The sequence below is a fragment of the Kordiimonas sp. SCSIO 12603 genome, assembly GCF_024398035.1.
In the GTDB taxonomy this organism is placed as follows: domain Bacteria; phylum Pseudomonadota; class Alphaproteobacteria; order Sphingomonadales; family Kordiimonadaceae; genus Kordiimonas.
Window position 1 is genome coordinate 2,046,990 of record NZ_CP073748.1, and the last position, 22,738, is coordinate 2,069,727.

A 22,738-nucleotide genomic window follows, 5' to 3' on the forward strand; every position below is an offset into this window, starting at 1 on the left:
TAAGTTTATGGAAGCAAAATATATAAAGTTGATTGTTCCTACCCTGTTGATTGCGGGCTGGGTACAATATTCACCAGCTGTTGTCGCACAAGATACTATTGGCACAGCAAATGAAGCGCAGACCATTGCAGTGGCAATGGGCGGGTTTGATCCAACCAGCTATTTCAGTGGTGATTTACCTGTAGCGGGCCAACAAAATATTTATCACATTCATCAGGGGCAATATTATTATTTTGCCTCTATTGAAAATAGAGATGCCTTTGTTGCTAATCCTGTAAAATATTCACCACAATATGCAGGACATTGTGCACACTCTTTTTCACAAACTATCGAAAGGCTTGGTGATCCCAGCGTTTTTAATGTGGATAAGGATGGTAAGCTCTTTTTGTTTGCCGATAAGGGGGCAAAGGAAGCTTGGCTGAAGAATGTAACTGAATATAAAGAGTTGGCTGATAAAAGGTGGCAAATCCGCCAGGAAAACATCACCAAGTACAAAGTGACATTCTAAAAGTGAGATTGCTTGGCTTTGGTAATGCCTTGTAAGTTAAGTATATAGCCGATTATAGGCTAATTCGTTTGACTTTTCGCTTAATCAGTTATATGCACGCCCAGTTAATGAATGGGGAAGCCAATTGGTGGCACGCCCCGCGCAGGCAATATAGTGCACTCGTTTTCGGACCGCACACCGCCTGTGGCGCTTAAAAAGAGGAGCGATTCGCATGTCCAAGCGTATTCAAGCGAAATACAAAATCGACCGCCGTATGGGCGAAAACATCTGGGGCCGCGCTAAGTCTCCAGTGAACACTCGTGAATATGGCCCAGGTCAACACGGTCAGCGCCGTAAAGGTAAGCTTTCTGACTTCGGTATTCAGCTACGTGCTAAACAGAAGCTAAAAGGCTATTACGGTAACATTCAGGAAAAGCAGTTCCGTCGTTACTACGATGAAGCTGTACGTCGTAAAGGTGATACAGGTGAAAACCTAGTTGGTATTCTAGAATGCCGCCTAGACGCTCTTGTATACCGCGCGAAGTTTGTTCCTACAGTGTTTGCTGCTCGTCAATTCGTAAACCACGGCCACGTTCTTGTTAACGGTCAGCGTTGTAACATCCCATCACGTATGGTTAAGCCTGGTGATGTTGTTGAGATCCGCGAAAAATCTCGCCAGATCCCAATGGTTATTGAAGCTGCTGGTAGCCCAGAGCGTGAAATTCCTGAGTATGTAACAGTTGAAGGTGCTAAAGCTACTTTCGTACGTGTTCCTACTCTTGATGAAGTTCCATACCCAGTAATCATGGAACCGAACCTAGTGGTGGAATTCTACTCTCGTTAATTTTAACGAGACAAGGACAGTTTCCAGAAAGGCCGTGGGCATTTTGCCTGCGGCCTTTTTTTATGGAATCTACTTCTATGCAAAATATGAATAATAAAAATTGATCAATGACGTTTTACTCTTATGGTTAAGCCAGGCTTAACCTTCACTCAAGAGTTGCTTTTTAAATATTCTACGCTGTGATTAGCCCGAAAAAATATCAAATAACATAAGTTTATGGTTAATGAATTATTAAAAATCTAATGATTTCAATGATTTAACCTATTATTAAAATTTTATCTATTATCCTCGGTGTAGGAGCGGTGCACAAAAGTGCAGGCCAAATTACATTTAGGGTATTTGTGAGAGGTTACCCTGTTGGGGCAGTAGATTTGGACGAGCCTAAAAGTGAATGAAGCGTGTAGGGCGCTTTTGCGAAGGGTGAATCTATGTTAAATCTAAAGCAGCTGAACATTTCTGTTCGGCTACCGTTAGTCATCTCAATTATTGTGATCATCACAAGTGGTGTAGTTTCCTTCTCTGCTTTCTTAAGCGCAGGGAACGAAGTAGAGGCACAGGTGCAGGACCGACTGGAAGCGGTACTTGTTTCAAGAAAATCAGAACTTGGTACATACCTGGCTTCTATTCAGGAAGATCTTAAGCTTGTTGCAGAGAACAGTAACACACTTAATGCGCTCAAAGCTTTCTCTGATGGTTGGGCGCAGCTTGATGGTGCAGCAGAAGAAGAACTCCAGCGCTTATATATTCAGGATAACAAGCATCCGACTGGTGAAAAAGACAAATTGTATGATGCGCTTGATGGGTCAGCATATAGCGAAGCGCATGCAAAACATCACCCCTGGTTCCATGCTCTACAGCAGAGCAGGGGATATTATGATGTTTTCCTGATTAACCCAGAGGGCGATCTCGTTTATTCGGTTTTCAAGGAACTGGACTATGCAACAAATCTGGTATCCGGAAAATGGCGGGCATCCGATTTAGGCAACGTTTTTAGAGATGCGGCAAATATGAGCCGGGCACAGGATGTTTTTTATGATTTCCGCCCATATGCTCCAAGCCACGGTGCTGCGGCAAGTTTTATTGCGCGTCCTATCTTTGATGATGGTGGCGTACTGGCTGGTGTACTGGTTTTCCAAATGCCGATTGAGCGTATCGATGGGATCATGCAGAAAAGCGAAGGTATGGGAGAAAGCGGTGAGACCTATATCGTCGGTACCGACAATCTTATGCGTTCGAATTCTCGGTTTTCTGAAGAATCTACAATTCTTGACCCGGAAAAACGTGTTGTTGGGGCAACGGTTTCAGGTGCTTTAGCTGGAAGAGCTGGTCTTGAAGTTGTTGAGGATTATCGAGGCATTGATGTTGTCTCAGCCTATGCCCCGATTGAATTCCTGGGAACCAAGTGGGCGTTGCTCGCTGAAATTGATGTAGCAGAAATGCGGCAACCGGTGAATAGTCTTGCCTGGATGATGTTAGGGCTTGCCGTTTTCATTTCTGTTTTGATGGCGGTGGTAAGCACCTATTTTGCCAGAGGTATCACAAAACCCATCAATGAAATGGTTGGCGCAATGGGTAGCTTGGCTGACGGGGACAATACGATTGAAGTCCCTCATCAGGAGCTGACTGATGAAATAGGCCATATGGCTAAAGCTGTTAACGTGTTCAAGCAGAACTCTATAGAACGCCGTCGTCTTGAAGCTGAAAGCAAGGCTGCTGAAGAGGCAAGAGTTCAAGAGGAACATGAGCGGCAGGAGCGAGAAGCTAAAAGACGTGAAGAAGAACTCGAGCGCCAGCGCGAGGAAGCTGAAGAACGTGAAAAACGCATCATTGAGATGACAGAGTTGATCTCTAACTTCGATGTAACAACGGAAGAGCTTCTTAAAACGGCGTCATCGGCTGCAACTCAGCTTGAAAGTACGGCTCAGTCCATGAGTGGTACAGCAGGGCAAACCAATGAACAGTCTGCCACAGTGGCATCAGCAGCTGAAGAAGCCACGGTGAATGTACAGACTGTGGCCAGCGCTACCGAGGAATTAAGCGTTTCTATCGCTGAAATCGGTGAGCAAATCAAACGCTCGAATGAAGCGAATAGTGCGGCTGCGGGTAAGGCAGATGAAGCTGGTGCTGTGATGCAGCAGTTAAGTGATGCATCCCAGTCGATTACTGACGTAGTGAAGCTTATCAACGACATTGCAGAGCAAACAAACCTGTTGGCGCTGAATGCCACCATCGAGGCTGCCCGAGCGGGGGATGCTGGTAAAGGATTTGCTGTTGTGGCAAGCGAAGTGAAATCGCTTGCGGGTCAAACAGCACAGGCAACTGAGCAAATTGAAGAGCAAATTCAATCTGTTCAGGAAAAAACGACCATCGCAGCTGGATCAATGAGCCAAATCCAGGATGCTGTAACCATGACAAGTGAGCTCGCCTCGGCTGTCTCCTCCTCTGTTGAAGAGCAAGGGATTGCTACCGAGGAAATCGCCCGCAACGTACAGGAGGCTGCAGCGGGCACCAATGAAGTGAACATAAACATTTCACAAGTTGCGCAGGGAGCTGCTGACACCCAGGCGGCGTCTTCTGAGGTGCTGAGTGCATCACAGGAAGTCGCACGAGTGTCGACACATTTACAAACATCTGTAGAGCAGTTCCTGAAAGACGTAAGGCGTGTAATGGAACAGTAATTTCCCTAGTTAAAACAGGAATATACTTATGAAACTTCATCAGAATACTAACCGTAATGCTGTATCTAGTAAAACAACCTTAGGTCTTTTTGCATTCGCTCTAGGTGTATTTTCGGCGCCAGCTTTGGCGCAAAACTCAGGGAATGATTTTTCATTTTCTGGAAGTGCTACCTTTGTGAGCGATTACAGGTTCCGTGGTCTTTCTCTGTCAGACAAAGATTTTGCAATTCAGGGCGGCTTGAACCTTAACCATAAAAGCGGCTTTTATGTGAGCACATGGGCTTCTTCCATTCAAGAGTTCGCAGGGTCTGAAACTGAGCTCGATCTCTATGGTGGATATAGCGGGTCAATCGGCAACCTTTCCACAAATGTTGGTATAATTGCTTATATTTACCCGGGGTCTGATAACACCACATATTATGAGGTTTATGGGTCTGTAAGTGGCACCATGAAGAATATTTCATGGACACTGGGTTCGGCATATGCGTGGGACCAGAATAATATCGGTGGGCAGGATAATATCTATGTTTACCTGAGCGGCAGCAGGCCACTGGGCAACAGTGGGGTCTCGGTAAATGGGTATATAGGTTATGAAGATGGCGCGTTTGGCACTGATAAATGGGATTGGAACGCTGGGCTTTCCTATAGTTTCCAGAGGTACACCCTCGGTGTTTCTTATGTGGATACCAACACCGGAAGCGGTACAGGCTCTGCCGGTGTCATAGCCAGTATTTCAGCAAGTTTTTAGTCGAACCTCCACCAGGGCACGGTTTTGGGCATACGCTGTATTATGCCTCAAAAAATGCAGAAAAAGGGCCAACCCTGTGCCCAAAACTGTGCCCCTCTTTATGCCCCTGTTGGGTATCTTCCATAATGCCGCTTCTGCTCAATCGGGCATTTTCCTGAAAAGTGAACCGAAACTGCTTGCGTGCGGGCGCGCCCCCGCGTAAACCTGTTCTTCACACAACGTGTTCCGAGGGGAGCCTAACTGCGTCATGGCGTGCAAGTGGGCTGAGAGTTTGCTGCGTAGCGGGCTGGCTACAGGCAATGACCCTTAGAACCTGATCTGGCTAACACCAGCGTAAGGGACGGAGCTTTATAATGCCTGATAACGCTAATACCGAATTTAACGTAACCACTGGCGCACTGCCGGGTTCTGAGAAGATTTTTGTTCGCTCAGAAAACCGTGATGATGTGCGCGTACCAATGCGGGAAATCCACCTGCATCCTTCTGCAAACGAAGTGCCTGTACGTGTTTATGACACCTCTGGCCCTTATACTGATCCAAAAGCGAAGATTGATATCTACGAAGGCCTGCCTGAAATGCGCAAGCAGTGGATCCTTGAACGTGGTGACGTAGAAGAATATGAAGGCCGCGAAGTAAAGCCGGAAGATAACGGCAACGCATCTGAAAAATATCTGGCACCAGAATTCCCGGTGAAGAAAACCCCACTGCGCGCGAAAGAGGGCATGAATGTCACTCAAATGCATTATGCGCGCAAAGGCATCATCACCCCTGAAATGGAATTCGTGGCTGTGCGGGAAAACCTTGGCCGCAAAGCACAGGCTGAAAAGCTTGAGCGCGAAGGCGAAAGCTTCGGTGCCAACATTCCTGATTATATCACGCCAGAGTTCGTGCGTGAGGAAATCGCTACAGGCCGTGCGGTTCTCGTAAATAACGTAAACCACCCGGAAAGCGAGCCGATGATCATTGGCCGCAACTTCCTTGTAAAAATCAACGCCAACATTGGCAACTCTGCCGTATCTTCTTCCATCTCGGAAGAAGTAGATAAAATGGTGTGGGCAACCCGCTGGGGCGCTGATACGGTGATGGACCTTTCAACAGGCCGCAATATCCACAACACACGTGAATGGATCATCCGTAACTCACCAGTGCCAATCGGCACCGTGCCGATTTATCAGGCGCTTGAAAAGGTAGACGGCATTGCCGAAGACCTAACATGGGAAATCTACCGTGATACGCTGATTGAGCAGTGTGAGCAGGGTGTTGATTATTTCACCATTCACGCTGGTGTACGCCTGCCGTTCATCCACCTAACAGCAAAGCGGGTAACAGGTATTGTATCCCGCGGTGGTTCCATCATGGCGAAATGGTGTCTGGCGCACCATAAGGAAAGCTTCCTCTACACGCACTTTGAGGAAATCTGTGAAATCCTTAAAAAATATGATGTGGCCTTCTCTCTTGGTGATGGTTTCCGTCCGGGTTCGATTGCGGATGCAAACGATGAAGCCCAGTTTGCTGAACTGCGCACCCTTGGTGAGCTAACCAAGATCGCATGGGAACATGATGTGCAGGTGTTCATCGAAGGCCCAGGCCACGTTCCGATGAACAAAATCAAGGTGAATATGGAAGAGCAGCTTAAACACTGCCACGAAGCACCATTTTACACGCTTGGCCCACTAACAACGGATATCGCACCGGGGTATGACCATATCACATCAGCGATTGGCGCGGCGCAAATCGGTTGGTACGGCACAGCAATGCTTTGCTACGTTACGCCGAAAGAGCACCTGGGTTTGCCTGACCGTAACGACGTGAAAGAGGGCGTGATCACTTATAAGCTTGCGGCGCACGCGGCTGATCTGGCGAAAGGCCACCCGGCAAGCCAAATTCGTGATGATGCGCTTTCTCGCGCGCGCTATGAATTCCGCTGGGAAGATCAGTTCAACCTGTCGCTTGATCCAGAGCGTGCTCGTGATTTCCACGATCAGACATTGCCGAAAGAAGCCCACAAAGTGGCGCACTTCTGCTCTATGTGTGGTCCGAAATTCTGTTCGATGAAAATCACGCAGGAAGTGCGGGATTATGCAGCGCAGAAGGAAGAGGCGGAAACAGGTATGAAGCAAATGTCTGAAGAGTTCAAAAAGCTGGGCTCTGAGCTTTACCTGCCAGCCGAGAAGATCGACGCTGCTGAGTAGTTGAAATACTATTTAAAAGTTGTATTTATTAAAGCCGAGGCAATTACGCCTCGGCTTTTTTATTAGCTAATTTAAACGATTGCATAATATACGGGGGAATAAGATGCGATTTTCACAGGCATTTGGATTAAATAAGAGGCAATCTCAGTTGGATTTCGTTGATATTGATGTATCGCGCGACTTCCCTTTATATATTGATCCTGCAACCTTTTTATCCAGAGATGATGAATTCAGTATTAAGTGTAGTACTGATATAGCAGATTTTTTCGAACACATTTTTGAGGCTATTAAGCAGAAGAAATTTCGGAAGGGGCTAAAGTTACTAGAAGGATTGCGGGAGCCTAATGAGGTTTATTTGGGTGTTTCTAAGGGGAAGCCTAATGGACGTGGTGTCGGTAAGGTGCAAGCCCAAGCAATCTTTCAGAGCTTAGTTAACAGTAAAGCAGCAAGTACCGGTTTATTAACTGACTTATCTGATTGTGCGCTATTTGTCCCTGGTATTGGCCCCGATAAAATTTCAGATATAACCACGAATATTATTAGAAGACATTTGATTGAATACACTCAAAATCAATGTCGGCTTCACGGCATTGATCTTGATGATGAAGTTCCTTCGGGAATTTTTTGGGACTATGAAAAAGGTTGTTGGCATACTGGCGAGTATGTCAACTTGCCATTGGTTGATGGGAACGTGGTTATTCTTGTGCCAAAAAGGTTTGTTAAGTGGCCAGGTTCAATGCAATCTTTGAGCAATAAATACTATACACATTTTGTATCCAACTTCATTCGTGAAGAACAATTGGAAACGAATGGCGCGTTAGTGCAAGTCGCTCAAACCACAAAAAGACGTTATGTACTAAAAAAAGATATTGAGAAGACATTCCCTCAAACAAAGGGTTTTTTGGTCGACTTTTCTGAGGAAAATCCCAAAGTTTTTAGACAATTTAAAGAGAGTTTAGGGCTTACTAATCCGATATCGGATAAGGAATTTCTAGCTAAATATGAAGAAGATTATTCGCCAGTAGATTTTGGTGATGTTTTAATCAAAAGGCTTGGAGAGATACCGGCAGGTAGAGCTTCGGCAAATGAATATCATCGTTTTATAGCGGGGGTGTTAAGCTATTTATTTTACCCTGATTTAGTATGCCCTGAAATCGAATACTCAATACATTCCAGTCGAAAAAAAATAGATATTAAATACACTAATGCAGCTGATAAAGGTTTCTTTCGAAGGGCTTTTCTAGACTCAAAAATTCAAGCTCGGAAAATTATGATCGAGTGTAAGAATTATTTCAAAGACATTGAAAACCCTGAGATAGACCAGATGTCAGGGCGGTTTAGTACATTAAGAGGTCAGCTTGGGTTTTTAATATTCCGGTCGAGCGATAATATGGAAACCGTTTTAGCTCGATGCCAAGATACAGCTCGCGATGGTAGAGGTTTTATCATTCCTATCTGTGACGAAGATATTATTTGTATGATTGGCTACGCGCAGAAGGTTGATGGCCGTAAATTGGATAGATTCCTACAAAAACGCTTTAACGAACTTCTTAAGTAGCTGGGTGAATCCGAACAAATGTAGGCTACGCTCGTGTATCATGCGATAATGTGTGTATTTTATCATTATTGTGATGTTGAATATGAAAAGGGTGCAAATGTTTGCACCCTTGATGAAGTTATTTCTAGAGTTAGGCCGCAGCGCGCTTTGAGCGTTCCTCTCGCTGGAGCATAAACCATTCTACAATCAGCAGGTTTGGTACCCAGCTTATCCAGGCCAGCAAGGGGTGAAGCTCCCTGAAAATACCTTGGTACAGTTTTTCTATTTCACTTTGCCTTGCTGTATCATTTTACTGATATGCTTGGTTACCAGTCTGGTGGTCGTGTCGAAGGATAAACGCATTTTGCGGCTCTCCCGGCCTCCAAATTGCGATTTCACCTTTCTTTCTTCGAGCAGACGAATGTCGCTATCGATAGAGAAATAAGCTTCTGCGCCGCTTTTATCCAGCGTTATAAACTCTTCTTTCAGGGATGGTTTGGAGTTTTTGATGGTATCATATGTAATGTAGGTGCCGTTTTTGTAGGTTTTCAAATTGAAAACCACAAAGCGCACTACGCGGTCATGGAAGAAAAGGCGGCCATTTGAATCTATTTCTGACCATGTTCTGTATATATAGCCTCTGTCTTTCTCGGTCGTATTAGCGGGCCTGTATAGTTGATAGAGAGTACGAATGTTTTCGTTCCGGCCCGATACAATTTTACTATAGGCACGCCCAATAAAACGAAGGTCAGCTTCATCATCGCAGGAGAATTCAAGCAGGCCGCAATCCTGATCTTTTGCCGTGGCAGCAGCTAGGCCGGGACCAGTGAAAAGGATTGCCAGTGATAGAAATAGCAGTTTGGCTTTGTGCATGATGTATTCCCCCAATGACGCATGCTTCATGAATTAAACTATGTGCATAATAGTTATTTCAATTTAAATACCTATCAAGAAAACATATTCATAGCCCCATTATGCCAGCATAAAGGGGCATGTGTTTTTTATGCCGCAGCGCGCTTTTCGCGTTTCTCTCGCTGGAGCATAAACCATTCTACAATCAGCAGGTTTGGTACCCAGCTTATCCACGCAAGCACAGGGTAAAATTCACTGAATTTCATGCCTGCGGCGAAGGAAAGGCCCAGATAAATGCGGAGTGTTACACCTGAGAGGGTGAGCGCATAGCTGCGGATCATCCAGCGGCGATGCTCCGCCACATTCTTGGCGCGGATGCTGGTATAGGCCATGCTCACTGACCAGAACCAGATGATTGCCATCAGCCCAAAACCCACTTTTGCCACGAGCCCGCCATACGCGCTCAGCGCCAGTGCAAAGCCCGCAACTGCGCTCAAAAGTACAGAAAGCACATACACGCGGCCCATCCAGCGGTGCAGGTTTATGCGTTTGGCGCGGAAGCCCTCAAGGAACTGAAATGGCCCGATTGCCATGGCAAGAAAGCCAAAGAACAGGTGCCCATATGCTGCCACAGGGGTGGTTTCAAACATGTTTGATGCAAAATTAGAGCGCAGGTCTGGCGCAGCTACATTCGTGAGCGCATAGCCTGCTACACCGAGTGCGAGCACGGTCATGGTAAGCCACAGAATTTTCCGGGTCATGGATTGGTTCCTCCTCAAGCTGTCGTTATTGCTTTGCATATGTGTGGCGGTGTTTTCACCGCTCTTATGCATGTTACGCTAACTGAGCTGTTGTGGATTTGCAACCATTCGCTCTAAACCAAAGGTTAGGCCTGTTTTGGTTTGAGCATATAGCGGCTCACCTTCCAGTAGCTGATACCGCAGATAAGCCCGGTAATTATATAAGGCATAGATGTGCCGAAGGGGAAAAAGATACCAAAGCTGATGCCGATAAGACCGCCAAAAGCTGTGGTGGTGACTGGGCTTTCCCAGAAAACTTCCCGAACCAGCAGCCAGAGCCCCAATATAAACGGGGTAAACAGGAGACCAATAAATGAGGTTACAAGGAATAGATCGGTGAATTTATCAAGCACCGAAGAAAAGAGCGTGGGGCCAATACGGTCAAGCTCATAATCAACAACATGATATATACAGAACCCCACCATGCCCACAAGCCATGACAGGCAAATGGCCCCATATGTTTTGAAAGCGCCCAGATGCTGTTTTTGCGTGCCCTCTGCCACTAGCCTTCACCCCGCCGTGTGTTGTTTATTTTTTTAACGAGTATGCTGCTGGCAAGGACAAGAGTGAAGCTGTTGGCGGCAATAAGCGGATAGCTCATCAGCATAAAGCCATATGTAAGCCAAAGTGCTACGCCAAGTGTGAACAGGCTATACATACCAAGGGATATGCTTTTCGTATCATTCGTGCGCCATACCATCAGCGCTTGCGGCAAAAAGGCAAAGCTGGTGAGAAAGGCGGCGACATAGCCGATAAGCTCAATAGATAATGGCATGGTGATTTGGCCCCGAACGCGGTGTAACTGTTACTGTGCCTTTCATAGCAGATTTCCCCCCGCCTACAAGCATGTTGCTGGTTACCTCTATATACATTCTAAAATAGAATAACACTCGCATATGCTTTTTTTCTTTGGGCTTTTGCGAAGCTCCTGTACCCTCTGGTGTGTGTTGTTGAGAGTACTCTTAATGATTTTTTTGGGGAATTTATTATGGCAGTGCCAACACCAGTGAATGGTCAGATTACAGATGCGGTAACTCAGGCTAATATTACAGTTCTTGCGCAGGCCCCGGCAATGGCGATGGGTTCGCTTTATCAGGCTCAGGCTAATGCGCTTTCCATTTTATTTGCAAATTCTGTGGATGCACAGGCCAAACTCGCGGATAGTTTTGAAGCCATTACCGACGAACGCACATAATTTCCGGCGTTAACGACAACGCATAAGGATTTTTTATGGCGGATAGTTCAGGCAGTTTGAACAGGCAAATCACAGAAGCAGTGGATTATGCGAACCAGCGGGTGCTGGGTGAAAGCGGGCGCGTGGCCTCTGGTGTGCTTCAGCAATCTGCGGCGACATCACTTTCGGTGTTGTTTGCAAGCAGCGTGCAGGCAAACCAGAGGCTCCACTTGCTGGCAGACCAGATTACCGCCGAGAGTGCAGCGCGCATGCGGATTGGTGCTGTAGCTTCTTCAGGTAAGGCGAAAGGCAAAGCATGACACAGGAAAATGATGCAGACCTTGTTGAAGAAAACATAAATGCTGATACAGCCGATGCACCTGAGGCAGAGGCGTCTTCCGGTGATGATAATGTGGTTGATATCGCTGAAAATATTTCGGCGGACGCGAATGATCGAGAGGAGGCATTCGCGGACCATGCCGAAGTGGGAGAAGACCACGAGCTCGCAGAAGAAGCCTTACGGGCTGCAGAACATGCCACAGCGAGTTCAGAGGATAATGTAGCGACCATGGCTGCAAGCCCTGAAGAGGCGCAGGCCCAGTTTGCTGAACTGGCGGGTAGCATTGCAACGGGCGAAGGGGCCGCTGATTTAGCGCTTTCGAGCCTCTGTCAATCATACGCGCATGCGCTCTCTCTCGCTTTTCATGATGCGGTGCTTAACCAACAGCGGCGGTCAGCCTTAGGGCAGGCCGCAGTTGCACGGGCAGCGGAAACCATTCAGGACGCAAAGCCTGAAGACTTTGAAACCCAACTCTCCCAACTGGTGAAAGGGCTTGATGCGCTTGGTGTTTCCGCCTCCCGTGAAATGGAAACATTTATGGGGCTTTCAAAGCAGTTCAGCGTCGCGACAGAGCAGTTGATGCAAGTGCGGCAGATGACAGAAGCGTCGACGAACACGTCAGACGCAGTGGCCGCTGAATAGACCCGATACTAATTTCATTAGCCAAGCCAACATCAGAGCGGAGAATATTCGCTCTGAATTTCTACATCTCCCTTTAAGTTTGGATTCTCATACCCATATCAAATTCCTGAGGATTTGAGGGAGAGTTTTATGCCACACGGAAACACGCCTGCGTATCATCTGGCACAGTTGAATATTGCCACCATTAAATATCCGAAAGAAAGCGAAGAAATGAAGGACTTCATGGATGCGCTTGACGGCATTAACTTGCTTGCGGAATGCTCTCCGGGCTTTGTTTGGCGGTTGAAGGACGATACAGGCAATGCCACCGATTACACTATGTTTGATGACAAAACACTGGTGAATATGAGCGTATGGCAGGATGTGGCGAGCCTTCATAAGTATGTTTATAAATCTGGGCACACGCATTATATCGGACGGCGAAAAGAATGGTTTGAAATGCCAGCTGAGGCACACATGGTGCTTTGGTGGGTGCCTGCGGGACACCAGCCAACAGTTGAGGAAGCCACGGAACGTTTGCTTCATCTCCGTAATCACGGCCCAAGCGCACAGGCCTTTACGTTCAAACAAGCTTATGATGCTGAAGGCATAGAGCTTTAATTTCCGGCGTGGTGCCTGAGCGGTTGTTTGTCACGCCCGGGCGCTCATTTGTCAAAAACAGGTCAAATTCTGGAAAACTTTAGTTTAATATCAATCACAAGTTTTTGATGCTCTGACTGCTTTTGTCACCTTGGCACAAAATGGCTTGGGCCCTAAGGTCAGTCGGGAATGTTAACGCATAACAAGTGGGGAACTGATCCATGAAGAAACTACTGACAGCGGTTGCTGGTGCCGCGCTGCTTGCAACAAGCTCTTTAGCGCTTGTGCCGAGCACAACAGCAGATATGCAGGCTGGCCACGTTGAAAGCGCCAAGCTTGATAAAATTCTTGCAGCACAGCCAGAGGCAACAAAGGCGCGCTATCCTTTCCGTCATCCTAAAGAAACACTTGAATTTTTGGGTATCGCACCTGGTATGACAGTGGTTGATGCTCTGCCGGGTGGTTATTACGGCAACATCCTCGTGCCTTACCTAGGCGATGAAGGTGCCCTTTACGGTGTTCAGTATTCCCTGAAGCACCGCGGTACTGATTGGGCAACACGCGAAGATAAAGATCAGCGCCTTGCAAACCATAAAGCTTGGCCAGAGCGCTTTGCGAAAAATGTTGCTGAATGGACCGGCGACAGCAAAATCAAAACAGGTGCTTTCCTGTTCGGTGATGTACCAGCAGACCTTGAAGGCAAGGTTGATGCATTCCTTCTATTCCGCGCGATGCACCACCTGAACAAGCATGAAGACACAACAGGTACCCGCACAGATGCGATTGCTGATATCTATAAAGTGCTTAAGCCGGGCGGTATTGTTGGTATCGTTCAACACCGCGCACCGGAAGATGCTGATGATGATTGGGCAAAAGGTTTCAACGGTTATGTGAAGCAGTCCACAATCATTGATGCAATGAAAGCTGGTGGATTTGAACTTGTTGATGTTTCAGAAGTGAACGCAAACCGCAAAGATCAGCCTGTAGAAGGTGATTTTGTTTGGCGTTTGCCTCCAGTGCTTGCAGGTTCACGTGATGATGCTGAAAAGCGTGCGAAAATGCAGGCGATCGGTGAAAGTGACCGTATGACACTGAAGTTCCGTAAGCCAAAATAAGCGCTTAGCGAATTGTGAATTAAGGAGGCGGGGGCATACACTCTCGCCTTTTTTATTTTGTATCGGTGGTTGTCCGTGTACACTCGGCAAAAATCAGGCGAGAGGGAATATATAATGAAACTGAATTCTATTTCGAAATTGGCTCTGGCAAGTGTTGTTTTTTCAACAGTGGCTTTTGCTGGTGTTGTTGCCGATGACCATATTAAAGCCGCAGTAGCCCATAAAGACCGGCCTGCAGATGATGTTACCCGGGACCAGTTCAGGAAACCAGCTGAGGTACTTGAATTTATTGGTATCGCCCCAGGTATGAAAGTTGTTGATGTAAATTCCGGTGCTGGATACTACACAGAAATTCTCGCGCGTGCTGTGGGGATGGAAGGAACCGTTATCGCCCATAACGGCCCTGTTTACTGGGATTTCGTGAAAAACAGCATTGGTGAGCGGTATGAAGGTCGCCTCGGAAATGTTAGAAATATCTATACAGGTTCTGAAAATGTTGCAGCTGCTGAAGGGACAGTGGATGTAGCGATGGCTGTGCTGTCTTATCATGATTATTTCTTCAAACACAAAGCCCGTAAGGGTGATGAGAACATTCCCGAAATACTGGCGTCTATCCGTAAGGTGCTAAAGGATGATGGTGTGTTTGTCGTGGTTGATCATGTGGCGCCAGCAGGAAGCGGTACAGAAGCCGGTAATACTCTTCACCGTATTGATCCTGAACTTGTGAAAGAACAGGTATTGGCGGCTGGTTTTAAGCTGGTGGAAACAAGTGATATTCTTGCGAATTCTGAAGATCCACATACGATCTCGCCATTTGCTGAGGGTATTCGCGGTAAAACAGATCGTTTCATTTTCAAATTTATGAAAAAATAACGCTAACACCATCGTTACTGGGATGTGTGTGAAAATGCTGTACCTTCCTGTCGAAATGACGGGAGGGTATTTTTATGTCTGAAACAGATCAAGAGAAACGCAGTTTTTTTAAGGGCTTTGGTGGGTTTGCATTGTTGATAATCGCTATTGGTTCGGCAACAGCTATATTTTCTGAGCGTGATAAAGACTATTCGGAAGCAGGTCCACAAAGCTTGATGGCACTGGTGACAAGTGAAGATCGTCCTGAAAACCATAAGGCCCGTGATCAGTATCGTCACCCGCTTGAAACGCTTACTTTCTTTGATGTACAGCCTGAAATGAAAGTTGTGGAAATTTTCCCGGGTGGTCCGGGTGGTTTCTACCGCCGGATTATCGAACCTTATATTGAAGGTGCAGGCAAGGGTGGTGCCTATTACCCTGTGAATGGCGGTATCGGCTGGCCATCCGAGCAGGTAGAAGATCTTCCGTATGGTGAGATTGATATGGCGCTTGTGTTCCGTGCCCATGGTTTCTTGATTTATGGTGATCCAGCACAGGATCATGTGGATGATCTTTTCAAAATGCTGAAACCCGGTGGTTACCTTGGTATTGTGGATCACGCAGGTGATGAAAGTATCCCGCAGGACCCGGAAGCTGAAAGCGGTTATGTTAATGCCAGTTATTTCCGTGCAATGGCAGAGAAGGCGGGTTTTGAATTCGTAAAAGAAAGCGATGTAAACAGAAACCCTAAGGATACCAAAGACCATCCGGATGGGCTTTATTCACTTCCGCCAAGCCTCAGAAGCGGTGATGAAGATAAATATCGCGCGATCGGTGAAAGTGACCGCTTTACGCACCTATACCGCAAGCCGGGCTAAACCAGCTTATTCCGCCAAGCGTAGATGGCCGCCTGTGTGCGGTCAGAGAGATAGAGCTTGCTAAGGATCGAGCTGACGTGGGTTTTCACAGTCTTTTCGCCAATAGAGAGCTCTTCCGCTATCTCGGCATTAGAGAAGCCTTTTGCGATGGTCTGCAATACTTCGAATTCTCTTTTAGTGAGCTGCTCATGGGGCGGCTCATCTTCTTTGGAGCTAGCAATCTGTTGCATCAGGGATTTAGCCAAACGTGGGCTGAGAGTTGTCTCTCCGCGGTGGCTGCTTTTGATGGTTTTTACCAGCTCTTCTGGCGGAATATCTTTGAGAAGATAGGATGTGATCCCCGCGTTAGTTGCTTCTACAAGAAACTCATCACCCTCGTGGCTCGTTAGCATGATGATATTGGCTTGAGGGCAGGTTGTTTTGATTTTCTGTGCTACTTGAACACCCGAGATATCAGGTAGAAATAAATCCATTAAAATAATATCGGGGGTATGCCGGGCGCAAAACTCAAGGGTTTCTGCACCGCTACCAGCTTCTCCGATGACGCAAAACTCAGGAATGGTTTTTAAAAGAGAAACCAGCCCGCGCCGTACGATAGCGTGATCATCAACAATCAGAATGGAAATCTGGTTAGCGGGTTCCATAGGTTTGTCCGTTATTTGCTGTCGCACGCCAGCTTATTTCAATACAGGTGCCTTTTCCGGTGCCCGTGATGATGGCAACTTCTGCACCAATTTTGCTGGCACGTTCTTTCAGATTGGTTAAACCAAACTGGTTTGGTTTTATATTGGTTTCATCAAAGCCTTTGCCGTCATCACAAATGCTGAGCACCCAGCGGTTACCTTTAAGGGCTAAAGTGATTTCAGTATCGGTTGCTGAGGCATGTTTCCATATATTGTTTAGGCTTTCCTGCACAATACGCTTAATATGGTGCGCTTCATTTTCCGATACTTTTACGGTGGTTGCCTGAAGCCTGATGGATAGGTCTTTCTCTTCACGGAATTTAGCAGTTATGGATTCCAGAGTTTCCGCCAAATTGCTTGTCGCGCTTGCATCAGTTTTTAAATTGTTGAGGAGAGTGACAATTTCCTTGTTGATTTCCTCAACGGTTTTACTGGCTTCTTCGATTTGAACTGAAACCTCGTTCGGCAAGTTCTGATTTGCTTTCAGAGCACCCAGCTGCATGGAGAGGCCAAATACATTCTGCTTTACTGTATCGTGTAACTCGCTTGCGAAAAAATCACGCTCATTACGCGCTGAGATCAACTGCCTCAACTGAACAATTTCCTGAAGTTCTTCTGCCATTTCGTTCAGCCGTTTCATATGGTCTGTAATTTCATCAGACCCTTTTTCCTGAATGCGTTTGGAGAAATCACCCGCTGACCAGCGGTCTGTTACTTTTACAATTTCACTGAGGCGAGAGGAATACCCAGAAGCTGTAAGTAGGGCACTTATCACACCTGCGAAAATAGCAGAAAACAACAATTCCCAAAGGTAATAGGGAAAAGTAAGGCCGCATTGAAGAGCTCTTAAAAACTCAAAAGGGGCATATATCTGATATTGGGCGGAGCCAATTTCTTCACCTTGTTCAGTGATAACTGGAAGCGTGAAAGAGCGGTAATAAATATGATTTTTTTTATTAAGTTCTTCAACTTCTCTAGGCCAGAAAGCGGTTGTGCTTTTATCCTGAATATAATTGGTGATGGTAAGTTTTGTATAAACTCTTCCGCTACGGGCTTTGTTAAAATAAAAGCCCAGCGGATCTTTGCTCCATGGCACGCGGGTGTGGTAATGGTCAAAAGTGCTGGCTGCGGTATTGATTGCTTCTTCTGATAATGGCTGACCAGTTTCCATTGCATGAGCGAGGTGAGGTAGGGCTTCTTCGGTCACCCATTTTTGCAAGTGGTGATGCTGAAGCGCCGTATGGTGATCATGATAATTGGTAACCATAAAGGTACCAAGATTAATCACAAAGAAGACAAAGACGAATGCGAGCACGCTGTTACGCGCCATACGCCACCAAAGCTTTGATCTGGCTTTATTAATGTTCTGTACCCTAAACATAGCCCCCACTGCCGTTTATTATTTTTTATGTCTATAGCGCTTTTGGCGGAGCTTGACCTCCGTCTTAAGGCGGAGGTGTGGTGCGTCCTGTGCCCGATGTGCTACCCGAGCATACTGAATATAGTGGGGGCAACCAATGAAAACTATCTGCTAGTCGGGTCTCGTTTCCCGATTTAGTTTTCTTGGGAAATATACTGTTTCACCGCCTGATCATCGCTCAGGCGGTTTTTTTATGGGAATTAGTTTCCGGAAGAATGCTTAAGGGCACGGCATCGGGTATTTGGTCTCAATAGCGTCGATTTCTTTCATCAGCTCTTTTGGGAGCACCATATCATGGGTATCAAGCGCCGTTTTAAGCTGCTCAAGGCTCGTTGCACCAATGATATTGGATGTAAGGAACGTTTGCATATTCACAAAGGCATTTGCCATTTGCGCTGGATCAATACCGTGTTTGCGGGCGAGAGCCACATATTCTTCCATCGCGGCAGTGCCTGCTTCATTCAGGTAACGACCAAAAGTACCGCCCCAGCGGGTTAGGCGAGCGCCTTCTGGGCGAGCGCCATCACAGTATTTACCAGTAAGGAAACCTGACGCCAGTGGTGAGTATGCTAGCAGGCCGCAGTCTTCACGTTCTGAAACCTCTGCAAGGCCCACTTCGTATGAACGGTTCAAAAGGTTATAAGGGTTTTGCACGCTTGCGACACGTGGCAAGCCTTTGGTATCGGCGAGATTAAGCGCGTGCATAGTACCCCAAGCCGTTTCATTGGAAAGACCAACAGCACGGATTTTTCCTGCATCAACCAGTGTTTTCATTGCTGACAGCGTTTCTTCAAGCGGAACGCTATCATCAGTTTTTGGCTGTCGGTAACGCAGTTTACCAAAGAAATTGGTTGGTCGGCTTGGCCAGTGAATTTGGTATAGATCAATATAATCAGTACCAAGGCGTTCGAGGCTGGCATCACAGGCTTCGATCACTGCATCATATGACAGATCATTTCTGCCGTTTCTGTGCAAGTGAGGGCGCATGTATTTCAGGTTTTCACCTGGTCCTGCAACTTTGCTGGCAATCACCACCTTGTCGCGTTTGCCAGTTTTTTTGAGCCAAGAGCCAAGCACGCGTTCAGTGGCGCCGTAAGTTTCCTTGCGTGCAGGCACTGAATATAATTCAGCCGTATCAAGGAAATTAACGCCATATTCAAGCGCCATATCTATCTGGGCGTGGCCTTCTGCTTCTGTGTTCTGTTCGCCCCATGTCATGGTGCCAAGGCAGATTTTGCTTACACTGATACCAGTGCGGCCAAGTTTACGCATTTCCATAAGAACACGCCCCTATAGGATGTTTGAAAAATATCTAGTGCTGTTAGAAGCTTATGCTTCGATCAGGTTGTTGTCTTTCAGCAGCTGCTGCAGCTCACCTGATTCAAACATTTCTTTCACAATATCACAGCCGCCAACGAACTCGCCTTTTACGTAGAGCTGAGGGATTGTAGGCCAATCTGAATAGGCTTTGATACCTTCACGGATTTCCATGTCTGAAAGCACGTTGAAACTTTGGAACTTTACACCAAGGTGCATCAGAACCTGACTTACTACAGATGAGAAACCACACTGCGGGAAAGTTGGATCACCCTTCATAAACAGAAATACATCATTTTCTGATACGAGGCTTTTGATTTGATCAAACGCTGGGTTATCACTCATTACTTTATTCCTTAAATTTTGCCGGATTTTAGCTGTAAGATAAGGGCTTGATGCCTCTTTTCCAAGGGGAGAAAGCTAAAATCATACTATTTTGGTTAAATTTCTAAAAACAGGGCTTAAAGCCTATTCAGGTACAGTTGTCTGAAGGGCAAGGGCGTGGAGCTCACCACCCATGCGGCCTTTCAGGCTTTTATAAACCATCTGGTGTTGCTGTACGCGGGATTTGCCGCGGAAACCTTCATACTCAACAAACGCAGCATAATGATCACCATCACCGCGCAGGTCTTCGATGCGCACTTTCGCACCTGGCATATCTTCCTTGATAAGGGCGATAATATCGTCTGACAGCATTGCCATAATAAAAATACCTCTAACTTCCTAAGTTTGGAATCAGTATAGCAGGGCAGAAATGGCTTCGTCACCTATTAAGCGAGGCGAAAGCGCTAACTTAACGAAAATAATTATTAAATCCGGTGTTAATCATATTTTCATCTGCTATGGTTCCCCTGAGTTTTCGGAGCGATTGGTATGAAATGCCTTTTGGTTACAACACATTACAAGCCACTCATTGGGGGCGCTCTAACAGTTTATGATGCACTCGCTAGCCACGCTGGCGAGGCTATTGAAGTGCTTACAGCGCACACAGATTACGTCGATGGCTCTGAGGTTGAAGGCTGGCAGGAATTTGATGAGGCTGCATCATACAAAATTCACCGTATTAAAGAATTAAGGCCTATCAGGGACAGGGAACCCTCACTCCGAAACAGGGTTTTAGGCAAAGTAAGTGCGTGGCAGCTTAATCGCATCGTCCTTGAAAAGACCTTGGAACTAATTGATGAGGGCGGTTTCGACACGCTCTGTATAGGCGCGCTTGATACACTTGGATGGCTAGGCTCTGCGGTTAAAAAGCAGCGTAATATTAAAGTAACTTTGTTTATTCACGGTGAAGAAGTTTCACAGGAAGCTTATTCTGCCCGGGCAATGGAACGCCGCTTTGCGAGCCTTGCGAGTGTGGACCGTATTTTTGCTGTAAGTAGCTTTACAGTGGGTATTCTTAAAGCCAGATACGGTATTTCTGAAGAAAGCATTCGCCTGCAATCAAACGGTGTTGATCTAGATCTCTTTGATGGCACTGATATGAGTAACGTGCGTGCAACACATAAGCTGACAGATACTCCGTTGGTGTTCGCATGCGGTTGGCTTGTTGCCCGGAAAGGCTTTGACAGGCTTATAGAAACTTGGCCTGCAGTGCTTGAAAAAGTACCAGGTGCGCAGTTAAAAATTGCTGGCGGTGGCCCGCTTGAAGAAAAGCTTTCCTCTCAAATCAAAACTCTGGGGCTCGATAGCAGTGTGGAGCTTCTGGGATGGGTAAATACTGATAACCTGAAAAAATGGTACGGTATGGCTGATATTTTTATTATGCCAAACCGCACTATGCCTGATGGAGATACAGAAGGATTTGGGTTGGTGTTTCTCGAAGCCGCTGCAATGAGAACTCCAAGCATTGGGGGGAATGCCGGAGGTGTTGTTGATGTGATTATCCATGAACAAACTGGCCTTTTAATTGATGCCGAAGATCCGGTGAACATTTCTGAAGCGCTTATTCAATTGCTGACGAATGAAGAATATCGCGAAAAGCTAACCATTCAGGCATATGAGCATGCGCAAACTCAAGGATGGCAGCAAAAAACAAACGACTTTATCGCTGAACTTAAAAAGCTGGTAGCAGATAATTAGCATGGCTGTAGCTAAAGAAAATATTGGAGATAAAGTAGCCCGTGGTGCTATTTGGGCGGTAAGCATGCGCCTTATTGTACGGCTTTTGGGGCTCGTTAACGTAGCTATATATGCCCGTATCCTTACTAAAGCTGAAGTAGGGTTGATTGTTCTTCTTATCTCTCTTGTGGCTATTTTACAGTTGCTCCTTGATAGCATGGTTCGCACTTCTCTTGTGCGTATTCAAAATCTAAGAGACGAACATTATGGGGCAGCTTTTAAACTTCGCCTGTTAGGCGGTTTGGTGGCAGGTGTTATTGTTGCGCTCGCGGCTGGACCTGCTGCTAATTTTTACGCAGAAGAAAGCTTGAAGAACTCCCTTTATGTTCTTGGCGCGGTTTTAGTTTTTGAAGGTTTAGCAAGCTCTTGGGTAGTTTCGTTCCAGCGTGAACTTCAATATCATAAAGACTTTATTTTTGAGACAGTGGTTGGTGTAGGCCGCATTTTGGTAACTATTGCACTGGTCGTGTGGCTTAGGAATATTTGGGCGATTGTCTGGGGATTTGTTGCAGCTGGTATTTTGCGGGTTGTTTTAAGTTATATCATGTGTTGGGGGCGATCGTTTAAATCTGACAAGCAGGCAGAACGCGAAATTTGGCAGATTACCAAATGGATAAGTGTTGAAGCGATCGCAAAATTTGCGGAAGACCGGATCGACCGTATTTCAATTGCCAAGGTTGGTACAACGGGCCAATTGGCCGTTTTCTCTCAGGCGTTGGATTTGGTGATGTTGCCAATTGGCAATTTGATTTTACCAATTGGCCGCGCTTTTTTGCCGGGCCTGCACAAACTCCGAGAGCAGGGCGAAGAATTTATTGCCGAGACATACGCAAAAGCAGTTGGAGCGATGATCGCGCTTTGCTTTCCTATCGCATTTGGGCTTGTACTAATTGCTGATCCTTTTGTTCTTTCCTTGTTTGGGGACAATTGGCCTGAACTTATATTTGCACTACAGTTAGCGGCACCGTTTGCGCTTGCTGAAGGTGTGTATGCCAGCCTTGGTCAGGTGTATCAGGCTGAAGGGCATATTAAAATGCTCTCTCTCTTACAATGGGTGAGAGTGATTGTTTTTGTGCCATCCGTAATCTGTGGCTATTTGTTTTTCGGTATCTACGGTGCAATAGCAGCTAAATCTATTGCCTCATTCGCACTGCTTTTGCCTGCATTCTACTTCATTATAAAAAATGTTCATGTGAAGTGGCGTTTTGCAATAACCCAGATATCTAGATCCTTAGTTGCGTCTATGGTTATGGCAGTGATTTATTTGTTAGCCACAGGGCCTATTTTTACTCATGTCCCGGAATCCTGGCTCCAGTTTGTGATTGGAGGAGTTATCGGAGGTTCGGGTTATGCCGTGGCACTGTATTTGATTTGGATGATTTCCGGAAGGCCCGATGGTTTGGAACAGAAAGCCTTCAAGATGTTGAAGCTTGCGTGATACATCCTGTATGAACGATCAGGTTTATGAAGTAGGGAGTT

General features: G+C 46.3%; 24 protein-coding genes and 1 riboswitch. Of the genes, 15 read left to right on the forward strand and 9 right to left on the reverse strand.

Going from position 1 to position 22,738, the window contains the following annotated elements; genetic code table 11:
• The first annotated feature begins 7 nt into the window (after window positions 1–7).
• The 6 genes from KFE96_RS09395 to KFE96_RS09420 all read left to right on the forward strand — a co-directional run bounded on the left by KFE96_RS09395 (window position 8) and on the right by KFE96_RS09420 (window position 8,507).
• Window positions 8–508 (forward strand): YHS domain-containing (seleno)protein, encoded by a 501-nt coding sequence (locus KFE96_RS09395; protein WP_255832366.1) that lies wholly within the window; start codon window positions 8–10, stop codon window positions 506–508.
• A gap of 211 nt (window positions 509–719) precedes the next feature.
• Window positions 720–1,331, forward strand: coding sequence for a 30S ribosomal protein S4 (gene rpsD, locus KFE96_RS09400; RefSeq protein ID WP_255832367.1), 612 nt, complete (start codon window positions 720–722; stop codon window positions 1,329–1,331).
• A 428-nt stretch (window positions 1,332–1,759) separates the two neighbouring features.
• Window positions 1,760–4,009: a methyl-accepting chemotaxis protein gene (locus tag KFE96_RS09405; RefSeq protein ID WP_255832368.1), complete on the forward strand. Its 2,250-nt coding sequence runs from the start codon at window positions 1,760–1,762 to the stop codon at window positions 4,007–4,009.
• A 28-nt stretch (window positions 4,010–4,037) separates the two neighbouring features.
• Window positions 4,038–4,757 carry a TorF family putative porin gene (locus tag KFE96_RS09410; RefSeq protein WP_255832369.1) on the forward strand — a complete coding sequence of 240 codons (720 nt, stop codon included), beginning with the start codon at window positions 4,038–4,040 and terminating at the stop codon, window positions 4,755–4,757.
• Window positions 4,758–4,975: 218 nt separating this feature from the next.
• A riboswitch (TPP riboswitch) is annotated at window positions 4,976–5,115 on the forward strand.
• Window positions 5,111–6,949: a phosphomethylpyrimidine synthase ThiC gene (gene thiC, locus KFE96_RS09415; RefSeq protein ID WP_247018327.1), complete on the forward strand. Its 1,839-nt coding sequence runs from the start codon at window positions 5,111–5,113 to the stop codon at window positions 6,947–6,949. Its footprint overlaps the riboswitch before it by 5 nt.
• Window positions 6,950–7,052: 103 nt before the next feature.
• A complete protein-coding gene (locus KFE96_RS09420) occupies window positions 7,053–8,507 on the forward strand; it encodes a hypothetical protein (protein WP_255832370.1) in 1,455 nt (484 codons plus the stop codon).
• Between the two features lie 261 nt (window positions 8,508–8,768).
• Here KFE96_RS09420 and KFE96_RS09425 read toward each other — a convergent pair whose 3' ends face one another.
• The 4 genes from KFE96_RS09425 to KFE96_RS09440 all read right to left on the reverse strand — a co-directional run bounded on the left by KFE96_RS09425 (window position 8,769) and on the right by KFE96_RS09440 (window position 10,913).
• Window positions 8,769–9,359, reverse strand: a complete 591-nt coding sequence (locus KFE96_RS09425; RefSeq protein ID WP_255832371.1) for a hypothetical protein — start codon at window positions 9,357–9,359, stop codon at window positions 8,769–8,771.
• A 128-nt stretch (window positions 9,360–9,487) separates the two neighbouring features.
• Complete coding sequence (locus KFE96_RS09430) at window positions 9,488–10,099, reverse strand: DUF2306 domain-containing protein (protein ID WP_255832372.1); 612 nt, start codon at window positions 10,097–10,099, stop codon at window positions 9,488–9,490.
• A 125-nt stretch (window positions 10,100–10,224) separates the two neighbouring features.
• Window positions 10,225–10,641 carry a hypothetical protein gene (locus KFE96_RS09435; RefSeq protein WP_255832373.1) on the reverse strand — a complete coding sequence of 139 codons (417 nt, stop codon included), beginning with the start codon at window positions 10,639–10,641 and terminating at the stop codon, window positions 10,225–10,227.
• Complete coding sequence (locus tag KFE96_RS09440; RefSeq protein ID WP_255832374.1) at window positions 10,641–10,913, reverse strand: SemiSWEET transporter; 273 nt, start codon at window positions 10,911–10,913, stop codon at window positions 10,641–10,643. Before KFE96_RS09440 ends, KFE96_RS09435 begins: the two co-directional genes overlap by 1 nt.
• Window positions 10,914–11,126: 213 nt before the next feature.
• Here KFE96_RS09440 and KFE96_RS09445 point away from each other — a divergent pair, with 213 nt between their 5' ends.
• From KFE96_RS09445 to KFE96_RS09475, 7 genes are all read left to right on the forward strand, one after another.
• Entirely contained in the window at window positions 11,127–11,333 is a 207-nt protein-coding gene (locus tag KFE96_RS09445; RefSeq protein WP_247018337.1) for a RebB family R body protein, read from the forward strand.
• A gap of 35 nt (window positions 11,334–11,368) precedes the next feature.
• Window positions 11,369–11,632: a RebB family R body protein gene (locus tag KFE96_RS09450; protein ID WP_255832375.1), complete on the forward strand. Its 264-nt coding sequence runs from the start codon at window positions 11,369–11,371 to the stop codon at window positions 11,630–11,632.
• Complete coding sequence (locus KFE96_RS09455) at window positions 11,629–12,294, forward strand: RebB family R body protein (protein ID WP_255832376.1); 666 nt, start codon at window positions 11,629–11,631, stop codon at window positions 12,292–12,294. Before KFE96_RS09450 ends, KFE96_RS09455 begins: the two co-directional genes overlap by 4 nt.
• Before the next feature lie 129 nt (window positions 12,295–12,423).
• Window positions 12,424–12,894, forward strand: a complete 471-nt coding sequence (locus KFE96_RS09460) for a DUF3291 domain-containing protein (RefSeq protein ID WP_255832377.1) — start codon at window positions 12,424–12,426, stop codon at window positions 12,892–12,894.
• 200 nt (window positions 12,895–13,094) lie between these two features.
• Complete coding sequence (locus KFE96_RS09465; RefSeq protein WP_255832378.1) at window positions 13,095–13,988, forward strand: class I SAM-dependent methyltransferase; 894 nt, start codon at window positions 13,095–13,097, stop codon at window positions 13,986–13,988.
• A gap of 114 nt (window positions 13,989–14,102) precedes the next feature.
• Complete coding sequence (locus tag KFE96_RS09470) at window positions 14,103–14,861, forward strand: class I SAM-dependent methyltransferase (RefSeq protein WP_255832379.1); 759 nt, start codon at window positions 14,103–14,105, stop codon at window positions 14,859–14,861.
• A gap of 74 nt (window positions 14,862–14,935) precedes the next feature.
• On the forward strand, window positions 14,936–15,718 hold the full coding sequence (locus tag KFE96_RS09475) for a class I SAM-dependent methyltransferase (RefSeq protein WP_255832380.1): 783 nt from the start codon (window positions 14,936–14,938) through the stop codon (window positions 15,716–15,718).
• Here KFE96_RS09475 and KFE96_RS09480 read toward each other — a convergent pair.
• From KFE96_RS09480 to KFE96_RS09500, 5 genes are all read right to left on the reverse strand, one after another.
• Window positions 15,715–16,362, reverse strand: a complete 648-nt coding sequence (locus KFE96_RS09480) for a response regulator transcription factor (protein WP_255832381.1) — start codon at window positions 16,360–16,362, stop codon at window positions 15,715–15,717. The genes KFE96_RS09475 and KFE96_RS09480 overlap by 4 nt on opposite strands.
• Window positions 16,349–17,782 (reverse strand): histidine kinase, encoded by a 1,434-nt coding sequence (locus KFE96_RS09485; protein WP_255832382.1) that lies wholly within the window; start codon window positions 17,780–17,782, stop codon window positions 16,349–16,351. The genes KFE96_RS09480 and KFE96_RS09485 overlap by 14 nt, the downstream gene beginning before the upstream one ends.
• Window positions 17,783–18,040: 258 nt before the next feature.
• Window positions 18,041–19,099, reverse strand: coding sequence for an aldo/keto reductase (locus tag KFE96_RS09490; RefSeq protein WP_255832383.1), 1,059 nt, complete (start codon window positions 19,097–19,099; stop codon window positions 18,041–18,043).
• Between the two features lie 51 nt (window positions 19,100–19,150).
• Window positions 19,151–19,483 carry a Grx4 family monothiol glutaredoxin gene (gene grxD, locus KFE96_RS09495; protein WP_247018369.1) on the reverse strand — a complete coding sequence of 111 codons (333 nt, stop codon included), beginning with the start codon at window positions 19,481–19,483 and terminating at the stop codon, window positions 19,151–19,153.
• A 123-nt stretch (window positions 19,484–19,606) separates the two neighbouring features.
• Window positions 19,607–19,840: a BolA/IbaG family iron-sulfur metabolism protein gene (locus KFE96_RS09500; protein WP_247018372.1), complete on the reverse strand. Its 234-nt coding sequence runs from the start codon at window positions 19,838–19,840 to the stop codon at window positions 19,607–19,609.
• 183 nt (window positions 19,841–20,023) lie between these two features.
• On the opposite strand from KFE96_RS09500, the gene KFE96_RS09505 reads away from it, so the two are divergent.
• A complete protein-coding gene (locus KFE96_RS09505) occupies window positions 20,024–21,220 on the forward strand; it encodes a glycosyltransferase family 4 protein (RefSeq protein ID WP_255832384.1) in 1,197 nt (398 codons plus the stop codon).
• 1 nt (window position 21,221) lies between these two features.
• Entirely contained in the window at window positions 21,222–22,697 is a 1,476-nt protein-coding gene (locus KFE96_RS09510) for an oligosaccharide flippase family protein (RefSeq protein ID WP_255832385.1), read from the forward strand.
• Window positions 22,698–22,738: the final 41 nt, after the last annotated feature.